The organism is Streptomyces sp. NPDC033845 (assembly GCF_055576225.1).
In genome coordinates this window covers 48030-62192 of the sequence record NZ_JBVIRI010000028.1, presented here as the reverse complement: position 1 = coordinate 62192, position 14163 = coordinate 48030, and the positions used below count along the sequence as shown (strand labels likewise).

The following is a 14163-nucleotide window of genomic DNA, read 5'->3' as shown; positions in this document are numbered from 1 at the left end:
CCTCCAGTACCGGCCCGACACCCTCGACGGGTTCATAGCCGGCACCGGCCTGACCCTCCACGACCCAGCGTCACCCTGACGAGCTGAAGTCAGTATCGCCCTGCGGTAGTTGGCGATCACCCGCGTGAGCATCGGGTTGAACCCCTCCGTTTCCTCCAGGGCGGCCGCCGGACGCTCCGCTCCTCCGGCCAACTGCGCGACCAGCCTCTCCAGGGGGTCCAGGAGCAAACCCCGGGGTACCTGCGCCTGGGCCTTGACCCCTGATGTTGGACACACGAGACACTGGATCCTGAGGATCTGAGGACGGACATCTCGTGGTCACGAAGAACTACCCGCCGGGGTTCAAGGCGGACGCGGTCGCGCTCTACGAGTCGCGGCCCGACGCAACGATCAGGTCGGTCGCCGCCGATCTGGGGATCAATCCGGAGACCCTGAGGAACTGGGTCCGGGCTGCCGGAGCAAGCCGTCCACGGGGACGCCGGACGCAGGAACGGCCCAGCCGCAGGCCGCGCTGGAGGCGGAGAACGCGGCTCTGCGGAAGAAGGTCCGCGAGCTCGAGGAGGAACGCGAGATCCTGCGGAAAGCGGCGAAGTGTTTCGCCGGGGAGACGCGCTGGTGAACCGCTTCCAGTTCGTCGCCGACCATCAGCGCCGCCACGGCGTGAAGCGGCTGTGCACCATTCTCGGCATCAGCCTCTCGAGCTTCTCCTCCTGGCGCCGGACGGCCGCGGACCGGGCCGCACGGCAGGCGGCCGATGCGCGGCTGGCAGCCCGGATATGGGCGGTCCACCAGGACTCGGAGGGCACCTACGGAGCCCCGAGAATCACCGCTGAACTCCGCGAGACGAGTGGTGAGGCGGTCAACCACAAGCGGGTTGCCCGGATCATGCGGGCGTTCGGGGTCGAAGGGGTCCGGTTGCGCCGCCTGCACCGCACCACCGTCCCCGATCCGTCTGGGGCCAAGGCTCCAGACGGATCGGCCGCGACTTCAGCGCGGGCGAGCCGAACACGAGGTACGTCGGCGACATCACCTACCTGACCATCGACGGCGGGAAGTTCTGCTACCTGGCGACCGTCATCGACCTCGCCTCGCGCCGTCTGGCCGGCTGGGCGATCGCCGACCACATGCGCGCGGACCTCGTCACCGACGCCCTGGCCGCAGCAATCCGCACTCGCGGCAGCCTCGCCGGAGCGATCATGCACACCGACCACGGAGCCCAGGGTTAATTCAACTGGTCGTCGCAACGCCTCGTGATCATGGAGGTGTGTAAAGGGTCTGTCGGGGAAGCAAGGGGCGCAGGTGCCATCCGGTGTGCGTCGGCAGTGGGCCGCGGATAGGGCGATGCGGCCTCCGATGCGCTCACCGGGCCGGCCTGAGCCTTCGAGCGCTGTGCAGCGAGACTTCTGGCGCCTGATCGCCTCGGGGATCACTTCTGTTCAGGCTGCCGAGGGGGTCGGAGTGTCGGCACCGGTCGGGATCCGATGGCTCCGACACGCTGGCGGGATGGCGCCGCTGAGTCTGGATGAGCCCTCGGGCCGCTACTTGTCGTTCGCCGAGCGTGAGGAGATTGCACTGCTCAAGGCTCAGGACAAGGGCGTGCGTGAGATCGCCCGCACGATCGGGCGATCTCCGGGAACGATCTCTCGCGAACTGCGTCGCAACGCCGCGACCAGGAGCGGCAAGCCGATCTACCGCGCTGTGGTGGCCCAGTGGAAGGCGCAGCAGGCCGCGAAACGCCCAAAGACGGCGAAGCTCGTGGGCAACGAGCGTTTGCGTGAGTACGTGTAGGACCGGCTCGCCGGTGACATCCGTCGGCCCGATGGCACGATCGTTTCAGGTCCTGCGACGGCGCCGTGGAAAGGCCTGAACAAGCCCCGCCGCCAGGACAGGCGCTGGTCGACGGCATGGGCCCGGAGCAGATCGCGCGCCGGCTGCGGGTCGACTTCCCTGATGATGAGTCCATGCGCATCAGCCACGAGGCGATCTACCAGTCGCTGTTCATCGAGGGCCGAGGCGCGCTCAAGCGCGAGCTGGTCACCTGTCTGCGCACGGGCCGTGCGCTGCGGGAGCCAAGGACTCGGTCCCGAAACAAGCGGTAGGGCCACGTCACCGCTGACGTCGTTTTGAGTGAGCGCCCGGCCGAGGCAGACGACCGCGCTGGCCCCGGCCATTGGGAGGGCGACCTGATCATTGGGACGGGTAGGTCCGCGATCGGCACACTCGTCGAGTGCCGCAGCAGGTCACCGCTCCTGGTCCATCTGCGACGGCTGGACGGCTGGGGCGAGGAACCGTATGTGAAGAACGGGCCAGCGCTCGGCGGATACGGGGCCGTCGCGATGAACGCGGCACTGACGGAGTCGATGACCAAGTTGCTTGAGCAACTACGGAAGCTCACCTGGGACCGCGGGAAGGAACTCTCCGGTCACGCCCAGTTTGCCATGTAGAGCGAGACGCGGGTGTTCTTTGCTGACCCCCACTCGCCCTGGCAGCGACCGACAAACGAAAACACCAACGGGCTCCTGAGACAGTACTTCCGACTTGTATTGGGGGTAGCGGTGTTGTGATCGGGTTGGCCGCCCGTAACGTGCCGTAGGACGCCGGGCAGGCTGACTCGAGTACTTCCTGCCGCCCGCAGGGGCTGGCTCTCTTTGGGTGTGTCGACCTGCCCGGTGCCCGTTCGCGGCTTGACTCAACAGAGGCATGTCCATCAGTCACCCCACGTTTCTCGAAGTCGGGCTGTCAGCTGCGGATCCCATCGCCCCGACGACCGAGAAGAGGGAGCGCCGATGATGCTGATCGGCATCGACCCGCACAAGTCCACCCACACGGCCACGGCCGTCGATCCCGGAACCAACCGTGATCACGCTTCGATGCGCATCGACGTATCGCTTGAGGAGTACCAGCGCATGCTGGACTGGGCACGCCAGTGGCCCGAGCGCCGATGGGCCGTGGAGAACGCCGGGGGCCTGGGACGCCACCTGACCTCGTGGCTGCTCGCCCGGGGAGAAGAGGTCGTCGACGTCCCGCCCAGCGCGACCGCCAGGGTTTGCCAGCTCTCACGCGGAGCAGGCCGCAAGAACGACCGTATCGACGCGGCTGCGGCGGCATGTGTCGCCGCTCTCCAAGGCGACGCCAGGCCCGTGCAGCCCGAGAGCTCAACGGACGCATTGGCGCTGCTGGACGAGCGGCGCAGCAACCTTGCCCAGGCCAGAGTCCGCGCGGTCAACCAGCTCTACGCGCTGCTGCGTGCCCTCCTGCCGGGCGGCGCCCCTCGCGACCTGTCCGCGGCCAAGGCCGAGCAGTTGCTGGAGTCCGTTGTCCCTGCCGGTCCGGCAGAGATTACCCGGCACGTCCTCGCCGCCGACCTGGTCACAGAGGTCCGGACCTGGGATGTGAAGCTCAAGGACAACGCCAAGGAGATGGCCTCACTGGTCGCAGAGTCCGGCAGCACGCTGACCGACACACCAGGCATCGGGGCCGTGACCGCCGCCCGCTTCCTGGGGCGGACTGGGAAGCCCACCCGCTTCCCCACGTCCAGCGCCTTCGCGCAGTACGCCGGCACCGCTCCCATCGAGATCGCCAGCGCGGACCGTGCATGTCACCGCCTGTCCCGGCGCGGGGACCGCTAGCTCAACGCGGCACTCCACACTGTGGCGATCACGCAGATCCGCATGACCGGCACGCGGGGCCACGCCTACTACCAGGCAAAACTCGCAGAAGGAAAGACGTCCCGTGAGGCGCAACGCTGTCTCAAACGCCGACTCGCCGATCACGTCTGGCGCACCATGATGGCCGACGAGAGCCGACGAACACGGATGACGGGCCCAGGAGGACAGACGGGGGCGACTACAGAATCCAGCGCGGCCGGCCCAACCCCGACGGCCGACTCTTCGGACAAGTCACTTCCTGGACCCGCCGGAAGCGAGCCTACGCCACCGCCCCATACGGCTTGACAAACACAGAGGCACCGAAAGCCACAGACCTCTCTCGGTGGTCCGCCGAAGACCTCGAGCCGTCGCATACGCACTCAACAATCGGCCCCGCAAGATCCTTGGCTGGAAGACACCCGCCGAAGTCTTCGAAGAGCAACTACGCTCACTTCAAAAAACCCGGTGTTGCATCGATCGGTTGAACTCGCCCAATACACGAGCAGGGCATTCGCCGAAGTATGCAGGTCAGCAGGGGTGCGACGCAGCATGAGTGCGGTCGGGTCCAGCGCGGACAACGCACTCGCCGAATCCTTCAACGCGACCTTCAAACGCGAAACCCTGCAGGGACGGAAGAGCTGGCCAGGAGAGCACGAGGCCCGACTCGACGCCTTCCTATGGCTCCACCGCTACAACACAAGGCGCCGGCACTCCAGTCTCGGACAAGGATCACCGATCGCCTTCGAGAACACCTTCCACCCAGCACCAACTACGCTGGCACCAGCCGCATAACCCGTGCTCAGCATTCGGGGTCAAGGCCCCTTCCCACCTGCCCGACAGGGCCAGCCAGATCAGATGTCACCCGATCGTGCGGCAGACCCTTCCCGTTCCCCGACCACCCCAACAACTACATTCATGTAGATTCTCGAAGGCGATCTTCGGTCGGGCGCGGGAACTGGCTTACCCGGCCGGGGCGGGCCGGTGACTTCCGATCCATGGCAGGTCAGGTCCCCGTCGGGATCGGTGCCGCCTCGGGCCGGGGCGCTCACGAGCTCCTGCGCGAGCGAGCAAGGGGACCACCCACTCAGGGTGGGCGCCCAGCACTGACGCCGGGCCGTCATTCGCACCGACCCGGACCGCCCCACGGACGTTCTGTCCGATGCCGGTCGTGAGGTCGACATGACCCCGGCCGGCATCTCCCGCGGCTCGGGGGTCCGTAGGTCAATGGGTCATCAGGCCATCACACATCCCAAGGATGCAAAGGAAATGGAGCGACGTCACGATGGTATTCAAACGACTGCTCGGAGCGTTCGGCGTGGGCGGCCCCTCCGCGGCGACGGTTCTGGACCCAATCACCGGCCTGCCCGGTGGCACGCTGAGCGGCCATGTACGTCTGAAGGGCGGTTACATCGACTGTACGGTCGACCACATCACCTTGGAACTGGTCGCGCGGGTGGCAAGCGGTGCCAGGCAGGATGAACCCCCCAGTATGGTCGTCTTCGAGAGCTTCACCGTCGCCAGCGGCTTCCGTCTCTCCAGAGGGGAGCAGCACATCGTGCCTTTCGCGCTGAACCTGCCCTACGAGACCCCGTTCACCGAGCTGCACGGACAGCCGCTTGGTGGTGTGCTGGAGGTGCACACCGATCTGGGTGCGGCCGAGGTCAAGGGCAAGGGCGATGCCGGTCCGCTCGCCATTCGCCCGCTGCCTGTGCACGAGGTGGTCCTGGATGGCTTCGGGCGGCTCGGCTTCCGGACTGGAGCGGCCCGCCTGCTGGAGCTGGAGCACAGCGCTGTAACCGGTCAGCAGCTGCCATTCCACCAGAAGATCGAGCTGAAGCCTGCCCCCGCGTGCCCCTACCGGGTCGGCATGATCGAGGTGTCCTTCATCGCCGGGCCGGACGGTGCAGAGGTCATCATCGGCGCCGCTAGGCGTCCGGGATCCGACCCGTATACGCATGTACCGGCCGACTGTTACTCCGTGAGCCATGCGGACGTGTCCCGCCGGGACTGGACGGTGGAGGCCGACGGCTGGCTGCGGCACCTCCTGCGGCATGGCGCACCGTTCGACCCACACGGCTCCGACGGGTACGACGTCCCGCCCTCGATTGAATCGGGAGGCCTGGGCCGAGGGGGGCACCGTGGCTCCGGAGCGGGCATGGGTGCCGCTGCTGCGCGGCTGGGCGGACTCGCAGGCGGGGTGTTTGCCGCGGAAGCCTTCGGGGAGATGGGCGACCTCCTCGAGTGGGACGACCAGCCCGAGGAGGACGACAGGGTGTGACGATCCCGGTGGTGGGCCGGACGGCGGCAACGGTGAGTTGGCTGGGCCGCAACCGGATCTGGAAGCTTCTATTTGATCGGTGACAGAGATTGCGTCGAGGTGTATCCGGTGGCCTGAAGCCCAGTGCGGCGGTCCCTTACCCAGACCAGGCGGTAGATGTCACCATCGGATCCGGCAACCGTTCCGGCCGCACCGGTCACCACATCTCCCTTGAAGATCAAGGCTGCTATCGCCGAGCCGGCATCGGTTTCCCTGTAGACCTCGGCAAGCCACACGGCCTCGTAGAGGCCGGCGTTCCGTGTCCCGGTACTGCTCAGGGAAACTCCTCCAGGGCTGCCCGAAGACCGCTCAGCTGCACGGCGGGGGCCCGAGGCCACCGCAGTCAAGCCGGCACCGGCCACGGTAGTGCCCTGTACGGCCGCCGCTGCACGCGACATATCCATGAAGTCCCCTTGCTTCAACGTGCGGAACGTAGGCGAATCTTCTGACCGGTGTTGTCATATATCGGTCTGCTGCACTTCGGCGGACTCGACCATGCCAGTGATCAAGATATTTGGCAAATGGGTGGTGAGTGCATTACCCGCGTTTTGATTGGCAATTGAACCACCCACGGCATTGCTGTTCTTCCCGTGGGGAATATCAGGTCATCGCATCGTCATGGAGCCACCCGCGAAGCACCGCTTGTGCGCCGGCCTGGAACCTGGTGGTCGCGTGGAGGTCGTCGAGCATCTGGCTGATCCGCCGCCGGACCGTGTGCACATGGACACCCAGGCGACGGGCAATCGCCTCGTCCTTCAGGCCTGAGGCAAGGAGCAAGAGCAGCTGCCGCCGACTTGCCGTCAGCGGACTGTCGGCGTGGCCCAGTGGAGTAGCACGCTCCCACAACGATTCGAAGAGCGGGAGAACAACATTGCGCAGCAAGGAATTACCGAGGACGAGTGCGGTTTCGGTAGGGTCGCTGGAATCGGAGGGCGGCAGCAGGCAGGTGTGCCTGTCCACGACGATGAGCTTCGTGGGCAGGTATGCGCTCACCCTCGCCTGCAGGCCCTGTTCGGCCAGCATGGTCAACGCCTTGACCTTGCCGGGGTGCTCCACACCTGTGCGGTCCATGACGCTGCGCACGGTGACGCCTCGCTCCAGCAGATCCCGAACGGCGAGGCCGGTCCGCTCCCCGTCCGTGGTGTCGGGGAGTTCCTTGATATAGGGGGGCCGGTCCAGGATCAGGACTTCCTGACGAGCAGCCGAGAGCATGCTGTCAGCGCGGATGCCAATGTTCTTCTCCCCTGTCAGGATCTCGACACCTTCCAGAGGGTCCCCTCCGGCACCGTTGTGGAGACGGTGCGCCAGCTGGTCGGCGTAGCCGCGCAGACGTTCCAGCTCGGCGGATTCCTGGTGGATGAGCGCCTGGCGGCGGTGCACGAGTGCCCGTAGCGCCGCGGCGGGCGTCGGGGCAAGCGGGGCGTGCCCGTCCGGACCGATCTCCCGGGTTGCAGGGGAGACGCCCTCCCGAGCGATGTTCGCCAGTGTCCGAGCGAGTTCCCGCCGGCTGACACCGAGCAGTTCCGAGAGCTGTGCCGCATCGCTGACACCCGCGAAGAGAAGCGCCCGGCAGGCCGCTTCGTCCGGGGCGTCACACTCTGTCCCGTGTTCGAAATGGATCATGACGGGATTCTGACGGCCGCACATTTTCCTCACAACTGGGCATGGCCATTTCTGAGGGGGCCTCAAGCCTGTCCAGGCGGGCGGGTCCTGGGCTTGCATGGCGTGTCCGACCGCAATGGTCAAGGGAAAGTCAACGGTCGAGGAGAAGACTTGCGCAAGCCCATATCACCTCCGGCACGAATCGCAGCTGCGAACAGGGGATGGCTTGTTCCATTCCGTTCCGGCGGCGGAGTCACGGCCTTGTTGGTCGCCGCGCTGACGCTCTCGGTGTCGCCCGCGTGGGGCGCCGACCCCGGGCACGGAGCAGCGGACGTCGTTCCGGGACGTGACACACAGACTCCGGTCCTGGTCGAGGGCATACGCGAACCGGTGGACGCCAAGGCGACTCCGGCCGATGCCGCACGGCGGTACCTCGCAGCCAAGGAAGGCCGGTACCGGATCCCCCAGGCCGGCAGCACCCTCAGCCCGGTATCCACTCTGCACAGTGGCGCGGACGAAACGGTCCGCTTCCTGCAGAAGCACCGCGGGGTCGAGGTCCTCGGCGGCCAGTACGTCGTACGGATGCAGAAGCAGAACGGCAAGCGCGTCGTCACCGGCACCTCCGGCCACTACTACACCGGACTCACCGCCGATGTCACGCCTGAGGTCGGCGCGGAACTCGCCGTGCAGCGCGCGGTCGTCGCCACCGAACGCCAGCTGGGAGGGTCGGCACTCCACAAGAACCTGGAACCGCGCCCCGGCCAGGCTGCCCGCGTGGGGACCCCGCCCGTGTCCGGTGAGGCACGGGGGCTGGTCGTCCTGCCCAAGGGATCCGGCGTCCTCGCCCACCGCGTCACCGTGCGCGGCACCACGCCCGGCACCGGCGAACCGGTGGTGCGCGAGGTGTACGTCGATGCCCGGTCCGGCTATCCCGTACTCCAGTACAGCGCGCTCAAGACCATGGCGGCCCCTGCCGAGCAGCCCGCCGCCGACACCACGACCGACACCGCCACAGCCGCCCCAGCTGCAGCCAGCGGCCTCTTCCCAGAGACCGGCTCGGGCATCCGGCTGGGGGGCGGCTCGACCGCCCTGAACGTCGCCTTCGACCAGACGGCAGCGGCCTACGTCCTCGCGGACGCCGTCCGGATGAAGGGCTCGACCGGCAACCTTCTGGCCACCTGGGACGCCCGGGGCCGGTCGGTCTCCGAGGCGTCCGGCGTTTGGCCTAAGAATCTCAAGATGTTCTCCTCCGCCACACCCGCGTACGGGACCGCCGCTACGGACTCGGGTGCGGTCGACGCCCACTGGAACGCTGGACAGGTCTACGACTACTACAAGAACGTCCACGGTCGTGACAGCCTGGACGGCGCGGGGATTACCATCAACTCACTGGTGGGCGTCACCTACTACGGTCTGCCGTACGTCAACGCCTTCTGGGACGGCACCAAGATGGTGTACGGCAACGGCGACAAGGAGTACAAGCCGCTCTCCGCGGCCACCGACGTGGTCGGCCACGAAATGACGCACGGAGTCATCGAACACTCCGCCAACCTCATCTACGCGGGACAGCCCGGCGCCCTCAACGAGGCCCTGGCCGACTACTTCGGCAACGCCATCGAGGTGACCGCCGAGGGGACGCCCATGAGCGACCCCGCCGCCGGACTGATCGGCGAGGACCTCTGCCGCACCATGCCCGCTGCCGAGTGTGCGCTGCGCGACCTCAACGACGGCGCCACCACCTCCAAGGACTTCATGGGCGTGTCCTTCGCCACCGACAACGGTGGCGTCCACCTGAACTCGACTATCTTTTCCGGCGCCCTGTGGGACATGCGCCAGGACCTCGGCGGCACCCTCGCCGACAAGATCGTCTACAAGGCCCTGACCGAATACATGACCCCCGTCGACGGCTTCACCGAAGCCCGCAACGCGATACTCGCCGCGGCAAAGGCCATGGGGGTCACCGGCTCCCAACAGAACACCGTCAAGCGCTCCTTCAACGCCCACGGCATCGTGCCCGGTTGGGAGCACTCCCTCGGCGTCGACAGCGACAGCCTGTTCGGCAAGCTCAACACCACCGACACGGGCGTCGGCGCTGGCGGCGGCTGGTGGACCGTCTCAAAGTCCGACGACGACGGGGCCGAGCCCTACTCGGTCTACGCCGGACGCCTGGACGCGAAGGGCGCGCCGAAGGTTATCAGTCCCAACGACGGGCGGTTCCACACGTCACCGGCCACCGACGGCAAGACGGTGGTGTGGACGGCCTACGGCCCCACCTCCGTCGACGTCCTCTCGCGTCCGATCGCCGGCGGGCCGGTCAAGAAGCTCTACAGCTCGACGACCGGCGTGTCGGGCCTGAGGATCGACAAGGGCATCGTGGTCTTCGAGGAGTACGACATCTTCGGCGGCCGTCACGTCGGCTACCAGCGCCCCGCCGACAGGGCACCCGTCTTCGTGGACGGCCAGGACCTGGATGTACTGACGGCGCTGCCCTCCGTCAAGGACAACAAGCTCGTCTACGCCAAGCTGTACACACAGGACGCCTCCTACCGGCTCGGGGTGGAAATCTTCGACCTGGTGTCCGGCAAGTCCACCATGGCCCAGCAGCTCGACGAGCCGATGAGCCTCGGTCAGACCGGGGTCAACGGTAAGAACGTGTTCTGGCTGAGCGACACCGACGAGTCCGACGACGGCCAGCTCACGATCATGAGCACCGCCCTAGATGGGACGGGTGCGTACATGGTCAGCAGTGAGCACAAGCCGGGTGCGCTCATCGCCTCCGACCTGACCGTCTCCGAGACGGCGCTGACGGTCGTCGGCCAGACCTGGGACACCGAGTACCGCAACGAGTCCCTGCCCAAGCTGTGGCAGCTGACGACCGACGGCGCACGCAAGGAGCGCGTCTCCTGCAACCGCGGAGAGCAGATCTACCCGGCGGCCGGTACCGGTCAGCAGGTCGCCTGGATCGACGCGACCACCGGATACACCGACCTCGTCGTCCGCAGCCGGCCCGCTGGCAAGTGCTGACCACGCGGTAGACGGCCCGTGCCCGGCCGCCGGCGGTACGCCTCTCCGCGTCCATGACGGCCGGGCCTTGACGCCACGCGACACCTCGTACCGCGGGAAGGACCCTTCGCTCGGTGCGGCGCACCCACAGGCCGGCCTGCTGGGGGGCGGCGCGAATGGGTCTTCCAGAGCCCGCCCCGGATTCCGCCGTCACGGGAGGAGAACGCCAGAATGTGTAATGTCAACCCGTCCGTCGCCTACCGAGCCCGGAGCCTCCTCACCGCGATCGCCGCAGAAGAATGCATGTCTCTGCGCGGCTATCTGGCGCATGTGACCCAGGCGATGCTGACCCCGGACGAGCGCGCCCAGCGGGCCCGGAAGGCCGAAGCAGTGCTTAAAGCCTGGAGCGGGCAGGCTCCGCTGCCTGCCGAGGAGCGCGCCCTCGACGCCGAGATCGACCAGCTCATGGCGGCAGATCCGGGCGCACCGGCTCCCGGCGACGACCGGCACGTCATTCTCGACGAGACCATGTTGACCGCCGTCGGCCGGGGCAATGCCCTGGCCGCCAGGCTGATCCAGCGCGCCCACATACGGCACGACTGGTTCCTGTACGCCCCGGTCTGCGCCCTGACCGAGGCGGAGCGGGCTTGTTCGGGAACCGCTCGGCAGGTGGCTGGGCTGCCCGCGATCACCGTCCTGGACCTTGCCCCGCCCGCCGTCCTCGCCTTGTCCGAGGGCTGGACCTGGGCTTCCGCCCACAGCGGGTACGCTGCCCGGCCGACCCCAGACCGGCCGCACGGGGCGGTGATCGCCACCGTCTCCCCGCAGAGCTGGGACGGGCGGCGGTTCCGCCTCCTGGACTTCGCTTCCGGCAACCCGCCCACGTCCCCGGTCTGACCCCGACGCACCTACGGCCCAAACCCTCCTGAGCCACCGTCACCGGCGACGGGCGGACGCCGACGGGATGCCCGTCCTCCACAGAGTACCAGTGCGCGTTTTCAGAGTGGCCACCGATCGAGTGACGCCGGCGGCCGCGGCCTTACCTGATCTTTTCGTAAGTTCGGTGGGTGGATGGTGAGGCCGGTGTGGGCGAGCAAGGACCAGGGAGGTGGGGGTTGGTGTCTATGCGGTGGATGCCTTGTTCGGTGGCGTCGGTGACGTTGGGCTCGACCGCAAGACCGTGCGCCGCTACGCGCACGCCGCCACCCCCGAGGACGCATCCCTTGGGACCGGGTCCCGCCGCTACGGCCAGATCCACGCCTATTCGTCCTATCTGTACCGCCGGTGGAACGAGGGCTGCACGGACGCGGCACGGCTTCACGCGGAGATCACCGAGCTCGGCTACCTCGGTAGCAAGCGGACTGTCCGCCGTCACCTGGAACAGATCCGCGCCAGCGGCAAGCCCGCACCCGAGAAGCCCAAGGAGCTGACCGTCCGGAAAGCCACCTGGCTGATCACCGCGCACCCCGACAAGATCGACGAGAGCAACGCACTCAAGTGCAAGCAACTACTTTCCCGCTGCCAGGAGTTGGATGCTGTCGCCGACTGCGTGCGCGACTTCGCCCGCATGATGACCGAGCGCCGAGGCGGCGAACTCGACGACTGGCTCGCCCGCGCCGAGAACACGGGGCTGAAGCCGCTACGGAGCCTGGCCCGTGGCCTGCGGCAGGACTTCGACGCCGTCACCGCTGGCCTCACCCTGGAGTGGAGCTCAGGCAAGGTCGAGGGCAACGTCAACAGAGTGAAGCGGATCAAGAGGGACGGATACGGCCGGGCCGGATTCGACCTCCTCCGACGCCAAATCCTCCTCGCAGACTGAGCACCGTCACCCTCCGACACCGTCCCACAAGAAGTGGATCAGAACCGTATCTACTGACCGCCGTCAGAGGGGCTGGGTGTGGTGCTTTCCCTGGGCGATGGCCCGTTTGAGCTGCTTGTTCCTCTCCGGGATGGCTGTTCGCCCCGGATCGACGAGCCCGAGCTGTGGGTTGCCGGGCGAGGCCGGCGTAGGCGGCGAGGTGGGCAGCGGACGGGAACGAGGTGCCGACGCCGATGTCGATGAGGATGCGGGCTCCGGTCCTGACGCCGATCCCCGGCATGGACGTCAGGACCTTGGAAAGAGGGTGGTCCTCCAGCAGTTCCTCGATTCGGGCGGCGAGGAGTTTCCGCTGGTCAAGCGCTGCCTGGAGCGAGCCGGCGAGGCTGGGGACGATCAATGCCGCCGCATCCGTGCCAGGAACGACGACGGTCTGCTCGTCCAGCGCGGTCAAGATGTCCTCGACCAGCCGCTCGGCCATCCGCGGCGCTTTGGGACGTATCAGCGTCACCAGTCTGCAGCGTCCTGCCTTGCGGATCCGGGCCGGAGAGCCGAACTGGTCGAGGAGTTTGAGCACGGCCGGGTGCTGCACTCTCGGGCCCAGGGCCCGTTCCAGCGACGGGTGGATCTGGGTCCGCAGGCCGCGCAGGCGGTTGCTGATGCGGGTGGCCTCGCCGGCCAGGTCGTCATCGAAGCTGACGGTCATCTCCAGCTCTGCGATGGTCTCGTCCTCGAGGTCGACCGAGCGGAGTGTGTGCGGCATGACGCGGGCCGCGTCCGCGATGACGAATGCGTCGCGGGCGTCGGTCTTGGCCTCGCCGGGATAGAGATCGGCGATCCGCCGCATCGTCAGTCCGGGCAGGTAGGCGACCGGGCAGCCCATGTCCCTGGCCACCGCCAGCGGCGAGGGCACCGATCGAGGCCGTGCTGGTCGACCACGACCAGGATCGTCCCGTGCTTGGCCTGCAGTTTCCCGAAGACCTCGCGGAGCTTGGGCTCGCTGTTCGGCAGCCGTTTGTCGAAGGCCTTCTTCCCGGCCGGGGTGACGGCTGTGGCGTGGTGTTCGCCCTTGCCGACGTCCAGGCCGAGGAAGGCGCCGATGCCGCTGATGTCGATCACGTGCGTCCTCCGGTCGTCCTCTGCGCCCGGCCGTCCTACGGCACCGATCGCCACATCCACATTATGAAGAGCCTCCCGACCTGCGGAGAGGTCGGTGGTCATGCCCCTAATCAGCGGTCTGTCGATGCCTCCGGAGCCGGTGACACCACCCCCCAATACATGGGATCGACAGGGGGAGACAGTCATGCCGACTCCGGAGGCCGGGCGCCCTATTGCGACCTTGTCCTGGCCTCGGTAGCGGCGCATGCCGTAGCCGTGGGCGAACTCGTTGAATGCTCCGTCTACTCCGGAGCGGACCGCGTAGCGGGCCTTCCACTCCACGGTGAGAGATGGCAATCCCACCGGTCGAATATGAAGCCAACTACTACCGCGAAACCACGAAACCCCAGGTCACAGTCACGACCTGGAGTCTCGATCAAACCCGGAACGGTTCACTTCTGATCACCCCCGGCCAGGGCGACGCACCCCGATTCACCGAAGTATTCGCCCGAATCCGTCTGTCACCCGAGCGTGCGGCAGACCCCTCGTCACCACCCGCCGAGCCTGCGTAAACCTCCTGGCCGGTCCACTGTGAAGACCCGGAATGCCCCTTAGGTTGACCGACACTGCGTTGACCTTCCTGGGGGCAGTGCATCAACGTTGAGATGCTACCGGTGCTC

General features: G+C 67.2%; 9 protein-coding genes and 6 pseudogenes. 12 read left to right on the top strand and 3 right to left on the bottom strand.

What is annotated here, in order from left to right; translation table 11 throughout:
• From ACZ50K_RS34175 to ACZ50K_RS34135, 9 genes and pseudogenes are all read left to right on the top strand, one after another.
• Nucleotides 1–79, top strand: a pseudogene (locus tag ACZ50K_RS34175) (transposase); the annotation flags it as partial.
• 235 nt (nt 80–314) lie between these two features.
• Entirely contained in the window at nt 315–833 is a 519-nt protein-coding gene (locus ACZ50K_RS34170) for a transposase (protein ID WP_468910591.1), read from the top strand.
• Nucleotides 763–1038: a transposase gene (locus tag ACZ50K_RS34165; RefSeq protein ID WP_468910588.1), complete on the top strand. Its 276-nt coding sequence runs from the start codon at nt 763–765 to the stop codon at nt 1036–1038. The genes ACZ50K_RS34170 and ACZ50K_RS34165 overlap by 71 nt, the downstream gene beginning before the upstream one ends.
• Nucleotides 975–1217, top strand: a pseudogene (locus ACZ50K_RS34160) (DDE-type integrase/transposase/recombinase); the annotation flags it as partial. The gene ACZ50K_RS34165 and the pseudogene ACZ50K_RS34160, both read left to right, overlap by 64 nt.
• A 124-nt stretch (nt 1218–1341) precedes the next feature.
• Nucleotides 1342–2534, top strand: a pseudogene (locus tag ACZ50K_RS34155) (IS30 family transposase); the annotation flags it as partial.
• 252 nt (nt 2535–2786) lie between these two features.
• Nucleotides 2787–3629, top strand: coding sequence for an IS110 family RNA-guided transposase (locus tag ACZ50K_RS34150; RefSeq protein ID WP_468910580.1), 843 nt, complete (start codon nt 2787–2789; stop codon nt 3627–3629).
• A 338-nt stretch (nt 3630–3967) separates the two neighbouring features.
• A pseudogene (locus tag ACZ50K_RS34145) lies at nt 3968–4132 on the top strand (IS30 family transposase); the annotation flags it as partial.
• Nucleotides 4133–4136: 4 nt separating this feature from the next.
• Nucleotides 4137–4439, top strand: a pseudogene (locus ACZ50K_RS34140) (integrase core domain-containing protein); the annotation flags it as partial.
• Nucleotides 4440–4929: 490 nt separating this feature from the next.
• Entirely contained in the window at nt 4930–5925 is a 996-nt protein-coding gene (locus tag ACZ50K_RS34135; protein ID WP_468910577.1) for a sporulation protein, read from the top strand.
• A gap of 68 nt (nt 5926–5993) precedes the next feature.
• On the opposite strand, the gene ACZ50K_RS34130 is transcribed toward ACZ50K_RS34135, so the two are convergent.
• Both ACZ50K_RS34130 and ACZ50K_RS34125 read right to left on the bottom strand, forming a co-directional pair.
• Nucleotides 5994–6386, bottom strand: a complete 393-nt coding sequence (locus ACZ50K_RS34130; RefSeq protein WP_468910574.1) for a hypothetical protein — start codon at nt 6384–6386, stop codon at nt 5994–5996.
• A gap of 178 nt (nt 6387–6564) precedes the next feature.
• On the bottom strand, nt 6565–7587 hold the full coding sequence (locus tag ACZ50K_RS34125) for a helix-turn-helix domain-containing protein (RefSeq protein WP_468910572.1): 1023 nt from the start codon (nt 7585–7587) through the stop codon (nt 6565–6567).
• Nucleotides 7588–7956: 369 nt separating this feature from the next.
• Here ACZ50K_RS34125 and ACZ50K_RS34120 point away from each other — a divergent pair, with 369 nt between their 5' ends.
• From ACZ50K_RS34120 to ACZ50K_RS34110, 3 genes are all read left to right on the top strand, one after another.
• On the top strand, nt 7957–10590 hold the full coding sequence (locus ACZ50K_RS34120; RefSeq protein ID WP_468910569.1) for a M4 family metallopeptidase: 2634 nt from the start codon (nt 7957–7959) through the stop codon (nt 10588–10590).
• A gap of 282 nt (nt 10591–10872) precedes the next feature.
• On the top strand, nt 10873–11466 hold the full coding sequence (locus ACZ50K_RS34115) for a hypothetical protein (RefSeq protein ID WP_468910566.1): 594 nt from the start codon (nt 10873–10875) through the stop codon (nt 11464–11466).
• A gap of 211 nt (nt 11467–11677) precedes the next feature.
• A complete protein-coding gene (locus tag ACZ50K_RS34110) occupies nt 11678–12388 on the top strand; it encodes an ISL3 family transposase (RefSeq protein ID WP_468910563.1) in 711 nt (236 codons plus the stop codon).
• A 66-nt stretch (nt 12389–12454) separates the two neighbouring features.
• Here ACZ50K_RS34110 and ACZ50K_RS34105 read toward each other — a convergent pair.
• Nucleotides 12455–13504, bottom strand: a pseudogene (locus ACZ50K_RS34105) (IS110 family RNA-guided transposase); the annotation flags it as partial.
• Nucleotides 13505–14163: the final 659 nt, after the last annotated feature.